Genomic DNA, 21,782 nt, shown 5'->3' on the forward strand with positions numbered 1-21,782 from the left:
AATACGGGTGCGGTCAATGAGGTGAATGCTTATGAGACAATATCATTTTCGTGATAATAAAGGCAAAAAATCTTCGATTTTTTGCTCGAGAGAATTTTTTTTCGCTTGACAAAAGCCTTCTAATGGGCGACCCTCACTCCCCATAACTAAGCTAAATCGCTTTTTTTAAATCTACGGAATTGTTCAATTGAATAACTTTTAATTCAGGTGCTTTTTGTTTTAACTCTTTTATTTGTTTATCGGCTATTTTTGAATAAGCACCAACGACGATTAATCCAAAAACGCCATCGACTATATTGATTTTTAAGCTGTTGTTCATAAGACCAAGTTCCTGCTTTTGTTTAATATTAAGTTCGTAACATGTTTTGTAATCCCCAAAGTTATCCTTAATCCTTTTGACATATCCTCGAAGTTGTTCAATAACATCTTCCTTCAAATCATTATTGTTGCCTAACTTGACCTCAATAGGATAAAATTGGTAATCATTTCCATTTATTTGCACAAGGGATAATAGATCCAATCTGGTATTATCGGTCTTGTCAATAATTTGCCTATCGATAATAACAAAATCTGATCTATTCGCGTTATCGGTCATTATTATTTGTTCAAAAATGATTTCTTCCTGGAAACCAACTTTCTTTATGCATGAGCAAAATTCTTTAAGATATTTATTTTGAAATAATGGATGTAGGTGATTATTTGGAATTTTCAAACAAATATAGTCACCCCGTTTATATTGGTTTTCAGTAAATCGTCGATCCTTTGCTGCAGTGGTTCCCAAAAAGAACTTTTTATTTATTCTCACTTCGTACATCTCTTTGACTTTAGGAGTTACTTTAGCAAGGCTATTTCCTTTATAATAAAGATTGAAATGGTTGTTCCTTATTTGTAAATCATATTCAAAACCAGATTTGATAATCTTATCGATCAAAAATTTGAAGTCCGATTTAATCCTTTCTAATACATCTTCAGAAAAATATCTTCTAATTGACGAATGAGGAAATGTCATATAATTCCTTTAAAATAGCTAGCAAGTAAAAAGAGGGACATTGGTTATATGGAAGGCGTTAGTAAGGATTATATGTTTTTAAAATAATTTAGTCAAATATGTAGTTCTTTTAGAAGTATATAAAAAAGTCGAGTAGGATGGGGTTAAACGGAGAGAACCCATCAGAACAATGGTTTTTTTGATGCGCTTTGTTTCATCCAACCTATGCAACTCAACGCCATTGATCAGGCGTTCAATCTAAAGGTTTGCACGAAAATGAAAACATATGAAAAATCTTTGCAAAAAAGAGATAATGTATTATAATTTTATGAAATCGTATTTTATAACAATAACCACTTTTTTTGAAGAGGAGGAGGTATTGTATGTGTACGACATGTGCGAAACATAACCCTGGCGGAAAAAAGAAGATGGAAGGATCTGAGAAGAAAAAGGGCGAGGAAAAGGGGAAAAAGAAATAAAAATTCGAAAATGAAAAACCCCCTCCGATAACCATACGATTTATCGGAGGGGATTTTTGTTTAAAGTAGACAATAAGCCGAGTTCTGTCGTGGACGGTCATTTATCTAGCCTCGCTGTTGCCAGCGATGTCAAACGGCTTACCCAGAGGTTCTCGCGAAGCGGACCACTTCATCCCTCCCTATTTAGCCTTTCTCCCAGTGGGGTTTGCCATGCCTCCGATGTCACCACCGGAGCGGTGGGCTCTTACATTAAGTCGATGTTTGTCCCTGCATGTCTTGCACAGGGAAACGACCCCGCCATTTCACCCTTATCCCACCAGAAGGCGGGACGGTATATTTTCTGTTGCACTTTCCTTCCCGTCACCGGGACTCCGCGTTACGGAGCACTGTGTCCTGTGGAGCTCGGACTTTCCTCCCGTTCCTTCTCTATTTGAGATTCTTTGGAACCGACGACCGTCTTGTCTACTTTGTCTCTTCTTCCAGCACTTCTTTGCCACTGTCAAGATATAAAATCCGACCGCAACTGTGGCAAAAGGTAAGTTCTTTGCCTGACATAAGCTGGTTAAGCGTTTGTGCTGTTATGGACATGAAACAGCCCTGACATACCTGATTCACAACATTAACTACCGCTATCGCATCTTTGTGGCTTACTAACCGATTATACTGCTGTAAGGTATCGTTGTCCAGCAAGGATGCATATTTATCGCGTTTTTTCTTTAGTTCATTGATTTCTGTTTCCAATGCCTTCAGGTCTGTTTCCACATGTTTCTGGAGTTCCTTTAATTGTGACCCTTCATGTTCAATTTCTTTTTCAAACGATTTGTATCTCTGTTGTATTTCTTCATACTTTGTCATCATGCCCAGTATCTCATCTTCCAGGACAGACTTGTCTGCTTCCTTTCCTCCGATTTCAGTTTTTATTGCGCTGTATTCTTTGTTCGTCTTGACTTGATTCATCTGGAGTCGTAATTTATTAATCTCTGCCTCTATGCTTTTTAAATCAAGTTCTTTACTGCTGACGTTTTTCTGAATGGCCTTTATCTCTTCGCCAAATTTTGCCAATTCTACCTTCTTTTGTTGGATTTGGTTCAATTTCTTTTGAACATCGTATCCTCTGTAAAGCTTATTGCCTTCCAGTCTTTTCAGCTTTGTATCGATTGATTGCAACCTCCGTAGTACCTCTATCCGGTCATTCATAGATTCCTCTTAACAGGTAATGTGCTTTACATCAAACCAGGCAAGAAACAAACGATTAATCTGTACCGATTCCATCCAGGAATCCTTCCAGTTTACGGCTTCTGATCGGGTGCTGCAATTTCCGCACTGCCTTTGCCTCTATCTGCCTTACCCTTTCCCTCGTTACTTTAAATATCTTACCAACCTCTTCGAGTGTGTAGGTGTAACCGTCGCCGATACCGTAGCGAAGCTTAATAATTTCTCTCTCACGATACGTTAACGTTTCCAATACACTCTCAATTTTATCTTTCAACATCTCCTGGGTTGCCGCAGATATAGGAGATTCTGCCTTTTCGTCCTCAATAAAATCACCAAAGGAACTATCTTCGCTTTCGCCAACTGGCCGATCCAGTGAGATTTGATGCCGGGATATTTTGAGTACCCGCCGTGCCTCCGACACGGTGATTTTTACTTCTCTGGCAATTTCTTCTATTGTTGGTTCACGACCCTTTTCCTGGAGAAGTTTCTTCGAAACATTCCTAATCTTACTCATGGTCTCGATCATGTGTACAGGAATACGTATCGTTCTTGCCTGATCGGCAATCGAACGGGTAATTGCCTGACGTATCCACCATGTAGCGTAAGTGCTGAACTTATATCCACGGCGATATTCGTATTTGTCTACTGCCCGCATAAGACCCGTGTTGCCTTCCTGAATTAAGTCGAGAAAGCTTAACCCGCGATTTCTGTACTTTTTTGCAATGCTAACGACCAACCGCAAATTTGCCCCGGAAAGTTTTCTCTTGGCGGCTTCGTGCTCTTTACAAATATTTTCGACGGATTCTACGCGTTGTTTTAAACTCTTCGAAGATTCCAATACTAACTCTTCTAACTTTGCAAATTGAGATTCCAGGTCCTTATAATGACCATTAGATTTAGAACGCTGTTTGCATTCTATCATTTGTTTTTCTAAAGTGTCCATTTCAAGAGCGATCTCTTGAAGTTTTTTCATCATGGGCTGTATCCGTTTCGTGCGAATATTAATTTCTTCGAGCAGGTTTATGCCTTTTCGTCTTCTATTCCTAATTGCCCGAAGTAGTTTTATTCTTTCTTTCTCAGAGATCTGTTTCCGTTTGGCGCGCAGGTAATCTTCCTTGTTTTTTTGTAGTAATGACTTGAGGATTTTGGCACTCCTGGGAAATTGTTCCAGAATCTCATCCTTGCAATTGTCGACCATCGCATTTACCTTCAGGGTACGATCAAATGAGAGTTCTCCATTATTCACATCCTCCAATATCCTCAAACAGGTTGCTAACGAAAGATCTGAATGTAATACTTTCTTTAAAAATCTCTTTCTTGTAATTTCTATTTTTTTAGCCAGCATGATCTCCTCGTCTCGTGTGAGCAGAGGAATTTCTCCCATCTGAGTGAGATACATACGAACAGGGTCATCTATCTTTTCTGTAATTGTTGGAACTTCACCAAACTCTAAATCGACTTCTGTAAAGGTCTCTGCCTCTTCTGCTTCAACAATATCACGACTCTCAATCTCTGTTTCATCAATCAAATCGATTCCCAACTCATCCAGCATCATTAAAATATCATCAATCTTTTCGGGAGAAATATCCGCATCGTCGGGCAACATATCGTTCAGTTCTTCATAAGTTAAATAGCCCTTCTCTTTGCCTTTTTGTACAAGCTGCTTAATTTTTTGGTTTAAACTTTCCATCTAAAGATAGACCTCCTCAACAATGCCATGTATAGAAATATGGAGATACTCAATATTTGCCTTTTTCTAAACCTGTATTACGCCTGGCGACCAAAAACAACTCAAGACGTTAGGCTTTATTTTTCAAGATATGGATGTTTTTGCTTTTCTTGTGAAATTCATTCAACAATACGATGATATCTTCCTCATTGCTGCCAACCTTAATGGTCTTTAACGTTTTCTCCTTTGCCTGATGCCTTTCTCTCTTGCTATTTCGCCTTTTAAAAAAATGGATACATGCCGCCAACCTCTCGTCCTGATTTGTAATATTTTGAAACTCTTTAGTTGTAATAATATCCATAAGTATTTTATTGAGTTGTATGTCATCCAATATGTGTAACACGTCTTCTTCTTTTACCGTATTATTTTTACGATATAATTCAATCACTTTTTCGGCGATCTTTAAAAGATCAGTATTGCAGAATTCTTCCAGGCCTATTTCTTCTATGATTTTCGGTATAAGATCATTGCAAGATAGCATCAAATACAAAAGTTCTCGCTCAGCCATGAAAGAGGCATCTAATCGGTGTTTGCCGTCTTGTTTCTTTTGTACAAGAGGTAATTGTTTATTGAATTTTTTCAGATGGGTCCGCAATGCAGTCTCATCAACAGACAGTTCTTCGGAGACCCTTTTGATTTGTAAATTACGTTTAATAACATCCGGTATTTTCATTGCTGTTGAAAGGACATCGTCAATTGCATTGGCCTTTCCGTTAATAGTGGACATGTCCCATTTGGACGCAGCCATTTCGACCTTGAAGCTAAAGAAATCCTTGGCATTATTAACATAAATCAAAAATTTCTCTGCGCCCTCCTCTACGAGAAAATCACACGGGTCGTAATCCTTAGGTAATTGAGCAATTTTTAGATCAAATTCTTTTTCGATAAAAATATCCAGATTCCTATCGGAAGATTTCAAACCAGCAACATCAGAGTCAAAAAAGAGTATTACCTGATTACAGTATTGCCTTAAATGTTGCAAGAATCGGTCTTGTTTTGACACAGCAGTTCCTAATACAGCAACAGCCCACTCTATTCCGTGCTGGTGTGCCATGATTACATCTGTGTAGCCTTCCATGAGTATAACTTTACGCTGTTTCAGGATTGAATTTTTTGCCCGATCGATGCCGTAAAGGACGTTGCTTTTATTGAAAAGAACAGTTTCGGGTGAGTTGAGATATTTTGGGAGCGAATCATCTAATGCCCTCCCTCCAAAACCGATGACCTGTTTTCTCGCGTCAAATATTGGAAACATTAACCGGTTACGAAAGCGATCATAATAGCCGTTACCCTCTTTTTTAGGTATAGCCAAACCAGCCTTTTCTAATAGATTTTCCGGAATATTTCGTTCTTTACACACTCGTATCAAAGTATTCCCACTGTTAGGGGCGTATCCAAGACAGAAGTTTTTAATGGATTGATCATTTATCTGTCTTTTCTGCAAATAACCTCTTGCAAACCTTCCTTGTTCGCTGTTGAGTAAAATTTTATGATAAAATTTTGCAGCAAAATCGTTTATAGTTATCAAACGAGTCTTTTCTGCAATAGAAAGGGACGCCCTTTGCGTGTTTAAATGAGAAAGATCAATATGTGACTTGGAAGCGACCAGCTTAACTGCCTCTATAAAATTCACCGCTTCTTGTTTCATGATAAAATGAAATACGGTTCCACCCTCACCGCACCCAAAGCATTTAAAAAGTTTTTTTTCCGGATTTACCGTAAAGGAAGGTGTTTTCTCTGAATGAAAGGGACATAAACCAATAAAATTTCTACCACTTTGTTTTAGGTGAACATACTCGGATATGATTTGAATAATATCTGTGGCATGCTGTATTTCTGTGATCTTTTCTTGTGGGATAAAATTTACCATTAATTGGAAGGGATGAATTGTTTGGAATAAAATACAAACCCTAAAATTATACCATTAAATTGGCTAATGTCAATAAACCTGAAAATAATTCTTCATTCTGTGATGCTAAAGATTGAAATGTTTTGTGATATAAAAATACGTAACTATTCTAAAATTCTAACGTTAATGCCTTTTTTTGTCAAATACTCCTTTACTTCTTTTATGGAGATTGTTTTATAATGAAAAATAGAAGCAGCCAGGGCAGCGTCTACCTTTCCTTTTGTAAAAACATCGTAGAAGTGTTCTAATTTGCCTGCCCCGCCGGATGCAATAATTGGAATATTCACGGCTTTTGATATGGTTTTGTTCAATTCGATATCAAATCCATCCTTTGTGCCATCGCAATCCATGCTGGTTAGTAGTATTTCTCCGGCGCCCTTTTCCTCGACTGTTTTTGCCCATGCAACGGCATCTAGCCCGGTAGGTGTCCTGCCACCGTTTATGTAAACTTCCCATTTCGTGGTGTTCAAAGCGTCATTTACTTTTTTGGCGTCAATCGCGACCACAATGCATTGACTCCCAAATCGCTTGGATGCCTTTGTAACAAACTCTGGATCTTTAACTGCTGCTGTGTTGATTGAAACTTTATCGGCCCCTGCGTTGAGCAATCGGCGAATGTCATCAATGTTGCGGATACCACCACCAACAGTTAAGGGCATAAATACTTGTTCTGCCGTTTTTTGTACGACATCGAGAATGATGTTTCTGTTTTCATGGGAGGCAGTGATGTCCAGAAAGGTTAACTCGTCGGCACCCTCCCTGTCGTATACAGCCGCGATTTCCACCGGATCCCCCGCATCTTTCAAATTCAAAAAATTTGTTCCTTTGACGACGCGTCCACTCTTAACATCGAGACAGGGTATAATTCTTTTGGCAAGCATAATAAAATCAAAAGTCCTTGCTTTTATTTGGTGCAAGGAATTCCCTCCTGTTGAGGCGTTTACTCATCATCGACTTTGCTTTGTGTGATGTCATTCCGAGCAGAGTCGAAGCATCTGATTTAATGTTAAGGAATTTCAAATCACTATGTAATGACAAGGCGCGCCTTATCATTACTGTTATAGAAGGTGCCGAAGGCCTAATTTAAAAAGAAAGAATTTTTTTTTCGAATATATTTATGGCAAAGACTTTGCGTAGGGAAGGAGAAAAACGAAGTTTAAAAGTCCTTTTCCGGACTGCTGGCCTTTGCGTAAAGTCTTTTCGGTATGCGCCCGGAAAGGAATGCAAGCCGTCCTGATTCACATGCCAGTTTCATTGCCTTTGCCATTCGTACGGGGTCTTTTGCAAGGGCAATCCCTGTGTTCAGCAATACGCCTTCACAACCGAGTTCCATAGCTATGGTAACGTCGGATGCTGTACCGACACCTGCGTCTACAATAATGGGAACCCTTGCTGATTCGAGGATGATCCTTATGTTGTTTTTGTTTAAGATGCCCTGGCCGGATCCTATTGGCGCTCCTGCCGGCATGACGCTGGCAGCGCCAGCGTCTTCTAATTTTTTTGTAATAATAGGATCATCAGAGGTATAAACAAGCACAGTAAAACCCTCTTTTACCAAAACCTGTGTTGCTTTCAGCGTTTCTATTGGATCGGGTAAGAGTGTCTTTTCGTCAGCCAGCACTTCTAGCTTGATCATATCGGACATACCCGCTTCCCGTGCAAGATGGGCTACCCTGATAGCTTCATCGGCAGAATAACAACCAGCTGTATTTGGTAAAATCTTGTATCTCTTTGTGTCGATGTAATCTAACAAAGACGTTGTTTCATTGATCTTTACTCTTCGAACGGCAACGGTAACAACTTCGGCACCGCTGGCTTCTAAGGCCTCTTCCATTATTTCCATCGAAGGGTATTTGCCGGTACCAACAAAAAGTCTGGAAGTAAATTCATGCCGCCCGATCTTTAGTTTTGTCTCCGCTGTTTTTTTCTCAATCTTATCCGCCACCAACAAATGTTACAACCTCCAAAACGTCCGCATCCCTGAGTACCCGATCAGATAGTTCCTTTTTGGGAACAATCGCTAGGTTCAATTCAACCGCAATACGATTTTTATCGATCTTGCACAAATCAAGTAATTTTTCTATGGTCGTTCCTTCCGGACATTCCTTCAATTCGCCATTTAAAGTAACTTTCATTTGCTGCAGCTCATCATTGGATCGGGTTTTTTTGACTTTACATATGCGTCAATTGCCTTTGCAGCCTTTTTCCCGGCTCCCATAGCCAGAATAACGGTTGCAGCACCCGTCACAATATCCCCTCCTGCAAAAACCCCTTCCTTGTTTGTCGTACACGTCTCTAAATCTGCTACAATGTTACCCCACTTATTCACCTGTAAATCAGGTGTCGTAGATGGAATTAATGGGTTTGGACCATTACCGATGGACATGATCACACACTCGACATTCAATACAAACTCCGACCCTTTTACTGGGATGGGTCTTCTTCTGCCCGATTCGTCAGGTTCACCTAACTCCATCCTCACACACTCCAGCCCGCTGACCCAACCTTTTTCATCGCCTAAAATTTTTATAGGATTCGTCAGGAACCTGAACTGTAATCCTTCCTCCTCGCCGTGATGGATTTCATCAATCCTTGCGGGCATTTCATCTCTGGAACGTCTGTAGACGACGTACACATTTTCAGCACCCAGACGCAAAGCCGTCCTGGCCGCATCCATGGCTACGTTTCCAGCCCCAATCACAGCGACATTCTTCCTCATTGCAATTGGGGTTGCGTATTTTGGATTATAGGCCTTCATTAAATTGACCCTGGTGAGGTATTCATTGGCAGAATATACCCCGTTCAGGTTTTCTCCCGGAATTCCCATGAACATGGGTAATCCAGCACCAGTACCAACAAAAATAGCATCAAAACCGTTTTGTAATAATTCGTCAACCGTTTGTGCTTTTCCAATAACGGCATTAAGCTCAATCTTGACACCTAATTTCCGAAGATACTCAACTTCTGATTCTACAATGGTCTTAGGAAGCCTGAATTCAGGAATCCCGTAAACCAATACACCTCCAGCTTTGTGCAATGCCTCAAATATTGTCACACCGTGTCCCATCTTGATCAACTCACCCGCACAGGCAAGTCCGGCTGGGCCAGCACCAACAATTGCCACCTTATAACCTGTCTTTTCAGGTATCGCGGGTATTTCCGCTGCACCGTGATTTCGTTCGTAATCAGCAACAAAACGTTCCAGGTTTCCAATCGCCACGGGTTTAAACTTTTTACCCACAATACAGACCCTCTCACATTGATCTTCTTGTGGACACACCCGTCCGCAAACAGCCGGCAGGGCATTCGTTTCCTTAATCTTGCGTGCCGCTGCAAGGAAATCACCTTCTGCAATTAATTTGATGAACCCCGGAATGTCAATACTAACAGGGCATCCCTCACAACAGAGAGGCTTTTTGCATTGCAAACATCGTAACGCCTCCTGACGGGCCATTTCCGGTGTATATCCATACGGCACCTCATCAAAATTCTTTATCCTGTTTTTGGGATCTTGTTCCGGCATATTTTGCCGTGGGATAGCGCCCATTTTTTTTGCACCAGACTTTCCACCGCCTGCTTCCACACCTGAAAGCCCCTCGGCTAACTGATCAATAACAGCATGACCTTCAGCGGCATGCATGGAGACTGAGGGTTTATGCGCCGTACCCATACGGTCTTCTGCCGGTTTCCAACAAGAACTATCTCGACTTACACTTGGTATTTGTGGTTCTTTATTATTATACGTTTTCAAACGCTGCATTAAGTTTTCGTAATCTACCAGGTGCCCATCAAACTCGGGGCCGTCCACGCAAACAAACTTGGGTTTGTTGTCTATCGAAACCCTGCAACCACCGCACATCCCTGTTCCATCAACCATGATTGGATTGAGGCTTACGATCGTTTTGATATTATAAGGTTTGGTAAGTTTGCTGACGGCAGCCATCAGTGGTACCGGGCCTACTGCAAACACGATATCGATTTTCTTTTCTTTGTTAATCAATTCCTGAAGTACCTGAGTGGGAAATCCCTTTGTACCTTTGGAGCCATCGTCAGTGGCAATCATAAACTCGTTGCTGCATGCTTGCATCTCTTTTTCACAAATCAACAGGTCCTTATTCCTTGCACTAATGATCGATATTACATTGTTACCGGCTGAATGAAGTGCCTGGGCAATCGGCATTACCAGAGCAATGCCCAGACCGCCACCGATACAAACGGCCGTCCCATAATTTTCAATGTGAGTAGGATGTCCTAATGGTCCTACAACGTCTAAAATATAATCACCAACATTTAAACCGGATAACTGTCGTGTTGTATCTCCTACGACCTGGAATATAATGGTAATCGTTCCGCGTACCGGGTCAGAGCCAGCGATAGTTAAGGGTATTCTTTCACCGGGTTCGTCGATACGAAGCATAACGAATTGGCCGGGTTTCCTTTTACTGGCAATCTTGGGAGCGTCTATCTTCATTAAAAAAGTAGATTCTGCAATCTTTGTCTTTTCAATAATCTTAAACATATCCACCCACCTATTTATGTATGAAATAAAATGAGAATCTGTATAATAAAATTCAGGAAAAATATATTAAAATTTCATGTTAACGTATCTATAGATAAATTGCAAGGGAAAAGAAGGTTTGACAAAGGGGCATGTTCTGCATATAATCTTTTTTCTTTGGGGGCTGAAACCTGGCATGTGATTGCCATTTCCAAAAAACATTTCACAACAAGCTCCAACTAATTTACCAACCCTTTCCTGTTTCACAAAGATTGATGAGAGATAATACCTTACGAAAATAATCAGTTAGGAGTGTTTTGTGTGAAAGATACTGCCATAAAGAAGTGTGTGGATGAGGTTTATAGCATGGTAAAACAACATCAACATTTTCTCATTACCACCCATGTCCGGTCAGACGGGGATGGTATTGGGTCTGAAGTAGCCCTCTTCTATGCACTTGCGGGTATGGGAAAATCGGTCTTTATTGTCAACGACTCCCCAGTTCCTCAGATTTATAAGTTCATTATTCCCCGGACAGGGATGTATATCTACCCTGAACTCCCGAAAGATTCGGTTGAGGTTGTTTTTGCCCTTGATAGTCCCACCTTAGAACGCCTTGGTAAAATACAAGAAATCATTCCGAAAAATGCGGTAATTATAAACATTGACCACCATATTTCGAACGAGTATTTTGGTACTATCAATTGGGTGACAGAGAATATGTGCGCTACTGGTGAGATTATCCTGACCCTCCTTAAAGAAATGAATATTGATATTACCCCGGGTATTGCTACCGCTTTATATGTGTCGATTGTAACGGATACAGGGCGGTTTACCCATAATAATACCACACCTGAGGCACTTAGAGCAGCCGCATTTCTCATCGAACGTGGGGCAAGGCATACAGAGATTTCAAAAAACGTTTACAATGCAAACCCATTTAATTCTGTCCAGCTACATGCCCAGGTGCTTAACACGGTCAGCCTCCATACCGAAAATCGAATTGCCACAATCTGGCTGACCAAAGAAATGTTAGAAAAGGCGAATATTAGTGCTATCGATACGCAGGAATTTGCGGACATCCCCGTGTCAATTGATGGGGTGATTGTTGGTGTGTTGCTCCGTGAGATGACAAAACCCAACTGGGTGAAAGTAAGTCTCAGGAGTAGAGATGGGTTTAATGTAAATGACATTGCTAAAAAATTTGGAGGTGGTGGTCATAAATATGCTGCCGGTTGTGAGATACAAGGCAGCATTGCTGAGGTTCAGCAGCTTATTCTTGAAGAACTAGAGAAGGCATTGTTGCAAAAAAGCAGTATTGCTTCAGATTGATGAAAAAAGGATTTTAACCGCAGCAAATAAAAGGGTGGAGTCGTAAGAAAAAGGAGGCATTGACCCGTGGAAATTGGGCTGAAATATCGCGCCTGGCAAAATGCAAGAATAATCCTTTCGACAGGCTCAGGATGAACGGACTTTGACAGGCATGTCCTGAATAAGTCGAAGGTTATGTCCAGAGGTTGTAGAATGGATCAGGGGAACGGACTATATTTTTCAAAAAATAAAGTGTTACGTATTTTTTAATAAATTCAGCAAATTCCGTGAAAATCCGTGATGAACCATTACCATGTACACAGATGAAATAAAAAAAGAATTGGCATCCATAATTCATGCTGTTATGACCAGGATTGAGATTGAGAAGGGGTTTGGAATAGATACCATTACATTTTCCAGGCCAAACATGATGAGTGACCCGCATTTACCCGATCCTCCCACTGAAATGCAGCCCATGAAAACCCTTACTGTCGGCGAACAAATTCAGATGGTAAAGGTAGGGGCGGATGCCTGTTCGCCCAATGTTAATGTTACAGTAAAGCCATTAGGTGATCAAACCTTCATGAGTGAGAAAGAAAAAAGGAATCAGCTTTTGGAAAAACTAAAACGCGAGATGTTGGTATGCCATAAATGTCCATTGAGCAAAACACGTACTAATCTTGTCTTTGGTGTGGGTAATCCCATGGCAAACCTTATGTTTGTGGGTGAGGCGCCAGGTCGTGACGAAGACCTTCAGGGTGAACCCTTCGTTGGTCGTGCTGGCCAATTGCTCACAAAAATTATTGAGGCGATTGGTCTGAAGCGCAGTGATGTGTATATTGCCAATGTCCTGAAGTGTCGCCCTCCGGGAAACCGCAATCCCCTGCCCGAAGAAATTGTTCTGTGCATGCCATATCTTATTGAACAGATCGGGATTATTCAACCCAAGGTCTTGTGTGCCCTGGGTACCTTTGCTGCCCAGACACTGCTCAACACGAAGGCCCCGGTTGGTACGTTAAGGGGTAAATTCCACGACTACAAGGGTATCCCCATGATGGTTACCTTCCACCCGGCCTATCTTTTAAGAAACCCCAATGACAAGGTGAAGGTCTGGGAGGATATGAAGAGGGTGCGGGATCTTTTGGGGGAATTATCCGGAAAAGATTCGAAAATTTAGGTCCAAGCCAAGGAGTCAATTTATCATGATAAAACAGATCTCCGAATTCACAGGTAGCCTGAAAGGGTTGACCCCATGCGCTTGACTCAATCCCATCAATAGACGAGGCAGATAGTAATTGACAACTTCTGACTGGAGTTGTACAATTCTATCATGGAAATAGTGGCAGATGCGAGCGCCTTTCTTGCTGTTGTTCTCAATGAATCTGAGCGGGATTGGATTATTAATAAAACCCTCGGATGTAAAATAGTTTCACCGGAAATTTTGCCTTACGAAATTGGAAATGCATTGATTGCAGTCAGAAAAAAGGGGCGTCTCACTGACCGTGAAATTTTTCGAGCTTACGACATTTCACAGAGAATAGCTGTCAAGTTGATTCCAGTAAAGATACATAATGCGATGAAAATCGCCTTTCGGTATAGCATCTACGCCTATGATGCCTATTATCTGCAATGCTGTATTGAAAATAGCTTAGCGCTTATTAGTCTTGATGACCGGATGTGTGATATCGCAAGAAACCTTGGATTAAAGGTAGTGGAATAATGAAAATATATACTTACTCTCAGGCACGGGAAAAGTTGGCCGACATTCTCGAAGAGTCCAAGAAGGAAGAGGTTGTTATTCGTCGCCGAAAGGGCGATTTATTCTCTATTGTGCCGAAATCTCCTGTCCGCCGCTCTCCGTTTGATGTACCAGGTCTGCATAAAAACATCTCCCGAAAGGAAATCCTAGAAGCAATTCGTGAATCCAGAGAGAGAGCATAACGATTAAAAATATATTAAGCAATCGGCCGACAAGAATTTGGCAATACTTTACGAGAGTGTGAAAACGAGCTCGTTCAACACTCGAAGATTGGATTTTAGTAAGCTTAAAATTGGGTTGCGTGAGCGAGTTCGTGAAAGAGGAGCGTGTCGGAGGTTAGAGTAATCTGGACACCTTGCGGACCAACAGTAACGAATCCGCGTCCGTTGCACTCACTAGCGTCATAAACGATGTCGATGAGTTGAGTACCAGGGTAGGTGTCGTACACCGCTACGCCACCGATGTCAGCCAGTGTCCTTCCTGGTTCTGGTCGTACTGACCAGTTTGAACTCTCTCCTCTGATCGTGACTGTCCCTAGTTGTTGCAGCAGCGCAAACGTATCGCACCAACACCGCTCGTTGTCTGGTTGTATGAGGCCTTTCCGGCGGGATCAATTACGAGGCCGGGATCGGGGCAGATAGCCCTCAGATCAGCCAGCACTTTAGCGGCATACTGGTTTTGAAGGATCCACAGAGCCTTTTTTTACCTTCCTCCGGACTTCTCTATATGGCCAAAAACCGTTTTCTCGTCTCGAGACGAAAGCGATAGCGACCAGTGGGTTGGACCGACGCAACCTGCACTAATTCGCGGTCTGCTGCCTCAATCTGCTCAATCAAGTGATAATAGTGCTGCTCTCTGCGTGTAGCGTCTTCGCTTGGAGGTTCACCGCGTTGCTGGCGAGCCCAAAGTTCGTGGACGCGATCCCACTCTCGTTCATTCCCCTCACCTCCACGGGCTTTTCGTGGTCAGCGCCTTACATAAATTCGATCTATTTGGCTGTACCGGTCTGTAGAACTCAAAGCAACGTCAACCAGAAGTCCCGTCGAAACAGCGGTAAGAGCAGTCGAGAGAATTTCCCGTTGTATTGCAGGCATCGCGAAGAACCAGTGGCTGAACTTACCGCCCTAATCAGCGAACCAAACGTAGATTTTACCGTCGTCCGCTGGACCCGTTCTCTCGACGCGACATGTAAACCACCCACCTTGTGCTGGCATAAAAATCTACCTCCGTTCAAGGGCTAATTGATTACTACCACGTCTTTGCAGGTATCTCTAATTCCTTGGCCATGCCAATAAGAGATACATCAGAGTCCTCACCATTCCCAGCGGGACATCTGTTTCGCCTTATCATCTTTTGAGTGTTTGCCTAAGATCAGGGTTGATGGCTGCAGGCTATAATGTTTACGAGTATTTTACCTATTATATATCTTAAATTACCAAAATATTGCAATATATTTTATTTTTCAAAGCGAAAAGGAACTATTCTGCCCAAACCTAAATTATTGGATCAGGTGCGTGATGCAATAAGGGTAAAGCATTATAGCACGAGAACAGAAGCCGAGTAGGTTGGGTTGAGGCACGAAACCCAACAAATTCAGGGTGAAGACGGACAACCCCCTCTGTCCCCTTTGTTAAGGGGAACTTGTAAGGTGTTCCTCTGTTACGGGTCTCGAGTATTTGGTGTCACGTTTGGTTTGTGATTATTTGGTAGGACAAGCGTCCCCGCTTTCCATGATGAAGAATTTCCTTGTTCACGTATTTTTATTTGTCAACGATATAGGTCACGCAATCGTGTAGGGTAGGCATCGCCTACCACGTATTTCGAATGCATGCGTAGAATTTTGCGCGAATGTGGAATGAATGAAATGGTTGGGAATGATTCTGGCATTTCTGGGATTATGGCAATTGGATCATACTCGCATTGCATCACCGTGTTGGGTTTGATTTGGCAGGCGATGCCCTGCCCTACATACTCATTACGAATTATTACGAATTTATGCGGGTAATTTGTGCAGATGCGGAATGAATGAAATGAAATGAAACCCAACGGATTTTTCAACGCCTGGATTGCAGGATTTAGGTTATAAGTGTTTAACTGGTAAATGTGCTGAAAATTATTTTTCAAACATAGGCACAGACCCCGTCTGTGTGGTACCATCTATGGCGTACAGGTGACAGTCGTTTGATCCGATGTAAATGGTACCATCGGGTCCTATGGCCGGAGAGGATTCAATAGCGCCTTTCGTTTGAAATGACCATTTGAGGGTTCCATCAGCATTGATGGCGTAAAGCTTCCCGTCACTTGAACCTATATAAACGGTTCCCTCTACATCGATGGCAGGAGAAGATTCCACCCAGTTATTGGTCTTAAAACTCCATTTGAGTTTACATTCCGGAAGGACGGCGTACACAAAGCTATTATATGAGCCAAAGACAATTGTCCCATCCTTTGCAATAGCGGGGGTGCAATGGACGGCCTTTCCTGTATTGACATACCATTTTATATTGCCGTCGGGTTTAACGGCGACTAACCTACCGCTGTCCGTACCCACATACACAGTTCCATCTGAACCTATCGACGGAGAAGAATAGGAATCGTATACGCCAGTTCCAACGCGTTTTACCCATTTTTCGGTTCCATCAGGAGATAATGCATGAAGCGCGCCACTTACCTCGAAGAGATAGACGGTGCCATCCATTCCGAGTGCAGGTGAGGCTGTTATATTGCTGTTAGCAGTATATTTCCATTTCAGCTTACCATCGGTTGTGATGGCATAGAGGGTATTATCGTCTGAACCAAAATAAAGACTGTTATCGGTAACAGCCGCAGAGGAGAGGATGATGCCACCTACTTGATATGTCCATTTGAGTTTGCCTTCGGGGGTAATCGCATACATCTTTTTATCCCGGGCGCCAATATAAATTGTTCCGTCCTTTCCAATTGCGGGCGAGGCTGTTATTTCATTACCAACCTGGAATATCCACTTTGAAGTGCCATCCGGGTTAACGGCATAGAGTCTGCCGTCAATGGAACCAAAATAGATAGTGCCATCGGACGCGATGGACGGAGAGGATGTAATGCGGGTGTCTATTTTAAAGGACCATTTTAAGGTATTAGTTTCCGCCCCTTTATAAGCGCTCTGGCCTGTATGCTGGAGGTTGCCTCTAAACATATGCCAGGGGATTTTTAAAGCTTCTTGAGCCTGTAGAGATTTGAATTGAGTAAGAACTGAAATTATAATAAAAGCGAACGTAGTTAGATAAGTGATAGTTTTTCTTTGCATTGTTTTTCTCCGGGAGTTTTATCGATTGCTATAGCACAGTATCGTTGCATGAAAAAACCAATTTTCGACCTCCTTCAATCTTTTCCGGTAAAAAGTATACCAGTGGAGATTTGTAAGGCGTGGTAAAAACTTACAAAAAAGAAGGTTTCTAAGGTTCCAGGCAATATGGTAAAATAAATTTTATAATAAGTCAACAAAAGAACGTTTCCCGGCGTGACGTATTATATCTATTTACGGTCCGGATAAAAGATTGGTTTATTTTGGAGTTGTATTACAAAGATGATGGAAAATAGAGGGTGGGCAAAAGGTTTTGTAGGGTTTTTTAAGAGTATCAAGGTTAAACTCATCTGCTATCTCATTCTTATGACAACACTTCCTATCCTGATTGTAAGCAGTACAGCGTATAATCGTGGGAAAAAGGCATTAAATGAGAAGGTGGTTGAAAAGCTGACATCTATTGCGGATTTAAAAAAAGCACAACTCAGTAACTGGTTACAGGAAAGGATGGTTGATATTGGTGTGCTTTCGACAAACAAGTCTTTAGAGGTATCGTTTTCCAACTTGCTTTATTTAAGAAAGGCATTTCACACTATTGACAGGATGAAAGAATCGGAAATTGGCGAGGTCTATTATAAAAGACTTTCAGAATATCTAGGCAAACTCAAGGAAAAGTTGATCTATTGCGATGAAATAGCTATCCTCGATGTAGAGAACGGTGAGACCGTAATTTCCACTACGGAATCAAACATTGGGGTAAAAGATGGGGATTACAAGTATTATCTTGATGTGTTGGTAAATAATGGAATACCTTTGAAAGATGTCCACTATTCTGGATATACCAAGCGGATAGGAATGACCCTCTTTGGCATCATGAAAAGAACGGATCCAATTACCATGGAGGAAACAGAGTTTATCAATGGTGTTGTTCTTATCCGTGTGAATACAAATGATGCTATAGGATCATTGCTGCAGGACTGGCCTGGCAGTGGAGAAACGGGCGAGACCCTACTGGTACGACGCGATGGGGATCGGTTACTATTCCTTAATAATACGCGACATCTCACGGACGCGGCATTAAAAATGAGTATCCCTGTGAAAACAATTGTGCCAGAGTCTTTTATGTTGGATGATGAAAAAGAAATTATAAAGGCTATGGATTACCGGGGGTTAGAAGTCCTTTTGTCTTTTCGTTATATACCTCAGTTGAAATGGGGATTGATTGTAAAGCAGGATACATCTGAGGCCTTTCAACCTATTGCGGAATTGAAAGATCAGGTAATTAGCCTTGCGATTGTAAGTGTATTCATTATTGTTGTTATCGTTTTTATCCTGGCGCACGGAATCACACAACCCATTCTTCAGTTGGTTCAGGGGGCGAATGCGATTGGAAAGGGGAATCTCGGGCATCGTATTCCAATTAACTCAGAAGATGAAGTAGGTATACTTGCATCAGAGTTTAATAAGATGGCTGAGAAATTGGAGGAGTCTTACGCTGGACTAGAGCAAAAGATTCGTGAGCGGACAGCCCAGTTGAGGGAATCTGAGGGAAAATATAGAGAATCTATTAATCTCGCTAACGATGCTATTTTTACTCTTGATGCAGACTCGGCGCAGATTGTTGATTCAAATAAAAAGGCCGAGGAGCTATCGGGATATTTAAAAGATGAATTACGCCAAAAAAAGATATGGGATATAGTCCCTGAATATGATCGGGAAAAGACAAGACAGTTGTGGATGATAATAAATCAAGCAGGGTCTGGTATGCTGGACAATGTTGACTATCAGCATGCAGATGGACGACTCACGCCTACCAGTATCAGTGGAAGTGCGATTGAATATGGCAAAAGGAAAACGATCCAGTGGATTTGTCGGGATATTACAGAAAGAAAAAAAATGGAGTTGCAGTTGATTCAGACAGAACGCTTGGCTGCTGTGGGAGAATTGGCTGCGGGTGTTGCCCATGAGGTGAACAACCCGTTAGGAGGGTTGCAGAATTTCGTAAAAATGATGAAGAAAGAGCCCAGGAATATATCACAAAATCTGGAGTTTCTTGATCTGATGTCAGAAGGGCTAAAACGGATCGAGGTTATTGTAAAACAGTTGATGGCATTTTCCAGACCGTATTCTACGCACATGTCTAGCCATAGTTTAAATGAGATCGTCGAAAATTCCTTACGGTTTGTGGATCATAGAATCAAGGAGATTGGTATACGTTTGGAGAAAATTTTGTCTCCTGATTTACCTGAAATCTATGGAGATCAGGACAATATCTCACAGGTTATTATTAATATTATCGTAAATGCTTTGGATAGCATGCAGAACGGCGGCGGCCTGATAATTAAGACCGGTTATTGTGACTTTCAGCCATCCAGTATACAGGTCGCTATTTCTGACACTGGGTCGGGGATTCCGGAAGAAATTCTCAATAAGATATTTAATCCGTTTTTTACAACAAAGGAAATGGGAAGCGGATTGGGACTTGCAATCAGCAAGAGAATCGTAGACGATCATAATGGAAACATAGTAGTTAAGAGCAAGCTGGGCGAAGGGACAACATTTTACGTTTGCTTGCCGGTGAGAAAAGTAACGGTATTGACATGATAGAAAATATTAGGAGTGATATATGAGCGGTAAGGTGCTAATAGTGGATGACGAAAAACTTATGAGAATATCTTTGGAAAGCCAGTTGAAGAAGGAAGGTTATCATGTGAAATCGGTGGATAATGCTCTCGATGGTTTAAAGAGGGTTAAATCTGAAGAATATGATGTGGTGGTAACGGACCTGAGATTGTCGGGTATGAGCGGAATGGATTTTCTGAAAGAGATAAAAAAATATAATCAAGAAATAATTGTCGTCATCATGACGGCTTACGGGACCCTTGAAAGTGCTGTGTTGGCAATCAAAGAGGGGGCGTATGATTACATCGCAAAGCCGTTTTCTACCGATGAATTGATTATTAAATTGCAAAGGGCGTTGCATTTCAAAAATACGGCTGCCGAAGTAAATCGCCTGAGAGGCGAGATACAGGCTGAGTTTGAGTTTTGCAATATTGTCGGAAATAGCGAAGCAATGAAAAAGGTACTTGAGACTGTTATGAACGTTTCAGAGAGGGAGGCGACTATTCTTATACGAGGAGAAAGTGGGACCGGGAAGGAAAAAATAGCAGGCGCCATTCATTACCACAGTTGTAGAAAAACAGGTCCGTTTATTAGAGTGAGTTGTGCAGCATTAAACAGAGAAATACTGGAAAGTGAACTCTTTGGCCACGAGAAGGGGGCATTTACAGGTGCGATTAAGACCAGGCGCGGAAGATTTGAGCTGGCAAACGGGGGTTCGATTTTTTTGGATGATGTAGACGACATACCACTGGATATGCAAGTCAAACTCTTGCGTGTACTTCAAGAAAGGACATTTGAAAGAGTCGGAGGAGAAGAAACCCTTAGTGTTGATGTGAGAATTATCTGCGCAACAAAAAAAGACCTTTTGGAACGGGTAAAAGAGGGGGGGTTTAGAGAAGACCTGTTTTATCGGTTAAATGTGGTACCAATTAGTATTCCGCCATTACGGGAACGAAAAGAAGATATCCCCCTCTTAATCAATTATTTTCTGAAGAAGTTTGTATCCCAATATGAGGACGCTTTACCCGATGTTTCGCAAGAGGTATTCAATGCGTTGCTGGCTTATGATTGGCCTGGAAATGTCAGGGAGCTTGAAAATGTTGTAGAACACGCCGTTGCGTTTTCTAAATCAAAAGGAATTTCACTAGAAACGCTTCCGGAGTACCTGAGAAAGGTTGATATACACAAAGATTTATTGTCAATGGATTTGTATAATAAACACGCAATAAGCTTGCAAGATGCACTTACGGAGGTTGAAAAAAAACTTATTCAATGGGCACATCAAAAAACGAATGGAAATCAGGTCAAAATGGCAGAAATGTTAGGCATACCCAGAACAACACTTCGCAATAGACTGGTTAAATTGCAATTATTTGACAAATCATTGTCATAACAGTGTGACAATGATATAACACTTTGTGACCATAAATAGTCATGTTTTTATAGCCTTTTCTGGTAAGAAGATAGAGCTATCACTCCTCATAAAATCCGCTTTTTGTGACCATTTGTAGTCTTTTACTCCAAAATGAATTTGCCGTAAACAATTTACGTAATGCCTGTTTTTGCCAAGGGTTGCATTATATATTTTTTGTCTTGGCAAAGTGGCATACCTATTGCTAATTCCTCACTAGCATATCTTTTAAGATATTTATGGTCAGCAAAAAATGAGATGGCCACTGCATACAGCATCGGATGGTTCAAACAGAGAAATGCAGTGATGCGGATAGAGCGCTGGTGTTATATTGTAATTCATGAAAGGAGGTGGTTCTGGCGGATACGTTGAGCTGTAAGGCAGGGAGTTGAATTGGTATAAAGTGGTATTGTAAAAGTGTTTCATGTCTATAATTCCTAAGGTAAGTAGAAGATTTAGGAGGGAAGGAAGAGCGATGAAAGGAAGAGGATGGATAGGAGCGATGGTGTTGGGGGCGGTGATGGCAGGAGGAGGAGTAGCGAGCGCTGGGTTTATCCAGGGAACGCATGTGAAGACGGATA

The 21,782-nt window shown here is 41.6% G+C and carries 15 protein-coding genes and 1 other RNA gene; 6 read left to right on the top strand and 10 right to left on the bottom strand.

The features are described from left to right. Positions 1-151 precede the first annotated feature (151 nt). From E3K36_16915 to E3K36_16955, 9 genes are all read right to left on the bottom strand, one after another. Entirely contained in the window at positions 152-931 is a 780-nt protein-coding gene (locus E3K36_16915) for a hypothetical protein (protein ID MCF6156873.1), read from the bottom strand. 594 nt (positions 932-1,525) lie between these two features. Then, positions 1,526-1,936, bottom strand: an RNA gene (gene rnpB / locus E3K36_16920) — RNase P RNA component class A. Then, positions 1,930-2,664, bottom strand: coding sequence for a hypothetical protein (locus tag E3K36_16925; GenBank protein ID MCF6156874.1), 735 nt, complete (start codon positions 2,662-2,664; stop codon positions 1,930-1,932). Before E3K36_16925 ends, rnpB begins: the two co-directional genes overlap by 7 nt. A gap of 55 nt (positions 2,665-2,719) precedes the next feature. Beyond that, positions 2,720-4,372, bottom strand: coding sequence for an RNA polymerase sigma factor RpoD (gene rpoD, locus E3K36_16930; GenBank protein MCF6156875.1), 1,653 nt, complete (start codon positions 4,370-4,372; stop codon positions 2,720-2,722). Between the two features lie 109 nt (positions 4,373-4,481). After that, on the bottom strand, positions 4,482-6,281 hold the full coding sequence (locus tag E3K36_16935; protein ID MCF6156876.1) for a DNA primase: 1,800 nt from the start codon (positions 6,279-6,281) through the stop codon (positions 4,482-4,484). A 143-nt stretch (positions 6,282-6,424) separates the two neighbouring features. Beyond that, on the bottom strand, positions 6,425-7,201 hold the full coding sequence (gene hisF / locus E3K36_16940; protein MCF6156877.1) for an imidazole glycerol phosphate synthase subunit HisF: 777 nt from the start codon (positions 7,199-7,201) through the stop codon (positions 6,425-6,427). A gap of 275 nt (positions 7,202-7,476) precedes the next feature. Further along, positions 7,477-8,220, bottom strand: coding sequence for a thiazole synthase (locus E3K36_16945; GenBank protein ID MCF6156878.1), 744 nt, complete (start codon positions 8,218-8,220; stop codon positions 7,477-7,479). Between the two features lie 34 nt (positions 8,221-8,254). Beyond that, positions 8,255-8,455: a sulfur carrier protein ThiS gene (thiS, locus tag E3K36_16950; GenBank protein ID MCF6156879.1), complete on the bottom strand. Its 201-nt coding sequence runs from the start codon at positions 8,453-8,455 to the stop codon at positions 8,255-8,257. Then, on the bottom strand, positions 8,452-10,839 hold the full coding sequence (locus tag E3K36_16955) for a bifunctional dihydroorotate dehydrogenase B NAD binding subunit/NADPH-dependent glutamate synthase (GenBank protein ID MCF6156880.1): 2,388 nt from the start codon (positions 10,837-10,839) through the stop codon (positions 8,452-8,454). The genes thiS and E3K36_16955 overlap by 4 nt, the downstream gene beginning before the upstream one ends. Positions 10,840-11,139: 300 nt before the next feature. Here E3K36_16955 and E3K36_16960 point away from each other — a divergent pair, with 300 nt between their 5' ends. From E3K36_16960 to E3K36_16975, 4 genes are all read left to right on the top strand, one after another. Further along, positions 11,140-12,150, top strand: a complete 1,011-nt coding sequence (locus E3K36_16960; protein ID MCF6156881.1) for a bifunctional oligoribonuclease/PAP phosphatase NrnA — start codon at positions 11,140-11,142, stop codon at positions 12,148-12,150. Positions 12,151-12,712: 562 nt separating this feature from the next. Further along, entirely contained in the window at positions 12,713-13,306 is a 594-nt protein-coding gene (locus E3K36_16965) for a uracil-DNA glycosylase (GenBank protein ID MCF6156882.1), read from the top strand. Positions 13,307-13,459: 153 nt separating this feature from the next. Then, positions 13,460-13,849: a PIN domain-containing protein gene (locus E3K36_16970; protein MCF6156883.1), complete on the top strand. Its 390-nt coding sequence runs from the start codon at positions 13,460-13,462 to the stop codon at positions 13,847-13,849. Further along, a complete protein-coding gene (locus E3K36_16975) occupies positions 13,849-14,070 on the top strand; it encodes a prevent-host-death protein (GenBank protein MCF6156884.1) in 222 nt (73 codons plus the stop codon). Before E3K36_16970 ends, E3K36_16975 begins: the two co-directional genes overlap by 1 nt. Positions 14,071-16,001: 1,931 nt before the next feature. Here E3K36_16975 and E3K36_16980 read toward each other — a convergent pair. Then, complete coding sequence (locus E3K36_16980) at positions 16,002-17,171, bottom strand: cell surface protein (protein ID MCF6156885.1); 1,170 nt, start codon at positions 17,169-17,171, stop codon at positions 16,002-16,004. A 279-nt stretch (positions 17,172-17,450) separates the two neighbouring features. Between E3K36_16980 and E3K36_16985 the strand changes: the two genes are divergently transcribed. Both E3K36_16985 and E3K36_16990 read left to right on the top strand, forming a co-directional pair. Next, positions 17,451-19,772 carry a PAS domain S-box protein gene (locus E3K36_16985; GenBank protein ID MCF6156886.1) on the top strand — a complete coding sequence of 774 codons (2,322 nt, stop codon included), beginning with the start codon at positions 17,451-17,453 and terminating at the stop codon, positions 19,770-19,772. A 22-nt stretch (positions 19,773-19,794) separates the two neighbouring features. After that, a complete protein-coding gene (locus tag E3K36_16990; protein ID MCF6156887.1) occupies positions 19,795-21,183 on the top strand; it encodes a sigma-54-dependent Fis family transcriptional regulator in 1,389 nt (462 codons plus the stop codon). Positions 21,184-21,782: the final 599 nt, after the last annotated feature.

This window comes from Candidatus Brocadia sp., from assembly GCA_021646415.1.
Taxonomy (GTDB): Bacteria; Planctomycetota; Brocadiia; order Brocadiales; family Brocadiaceae; genus Brocadia.

Coding starts and splice junctions, on each gene's coding strand:
- E3K36_16965 (MCF6156882.1), top strand. CDS start 12,713: ATGAGTGAGAAAGAAAAAAGGAATCAGCTTTTGGAAAAACTAAAACGC.
- E3K36_16985 (MCF6156886.1), top strand. CDS start 17,451: ATGATGGAAAATAGAGGGTGGGCAAAAGGTTTTGTAGGGTTTTTTAAG.
- E3K36_16980 (MCF6156885.1), bottom strand. CDS start 17,171: ATGCAAAGAAAAACTATCACTTATCTAACTACGTTCGCTTTTATTATA.
- thiS (MCF6156879.1), bottom strand. CDS start 8,455: ATGAAAGTTACTTTAAATGGCGAATTGAAGGAATGTCCGGAAGGAACG.
- E3K36_16935 (MCF6156876.1), bottom strand. CDS start 6,281: ATGGTAAATTTTATCCCACAAGAAAAGATCACAGAAATACAGCATGCC.
- E3K36_16990 (MCF6156887.1), top strand. CDS start 19,795: ATGAGCGGTAAGGTGCTAATAGTGGATGACGAAAAACTTATGAGAATA.
- E3K36_16925 (MCF6156874.1), bottom strand. CDS start 2,664: ATGAATGACCGGATAGAGGTACTACGGAGGTTGCAATCAATCGATACA.
- rpoD (MCF6156875.1), bottom strand. CDS start 4,372: ATGGAAAGTTTAAACCAAAAAATTAAGCAGCTTGTACAAAAAGGCAAA.
- E3K36_16955 (MCF6156880.1), bottom strand. CDS start 10,839: ATGTTTAAGATTATTGAAAAGACAAAGATTGCAGAATCTACTTTTTTA.
- hisF (MCF6156877.1), bottom strand. CDS start 7,201: ATGCTTGCCAAAAGAATTATACCCTGTCTCGATGTTAAGAGTGGACGC.
- E3K36_16975 (MCF6156884.1), top strand. CDS start 13,849: ATGAAAATATATACTTACTCTCAGGCACGGGAAAAGTTGGCCGACATT.
- E3K36_16970 (MCF6156883.1), top strand. CDS start 13,460: ATGGAAATAGTGGCAGATGCGAGCGCCTTTCTTGCTGTTGTTCTCAAT.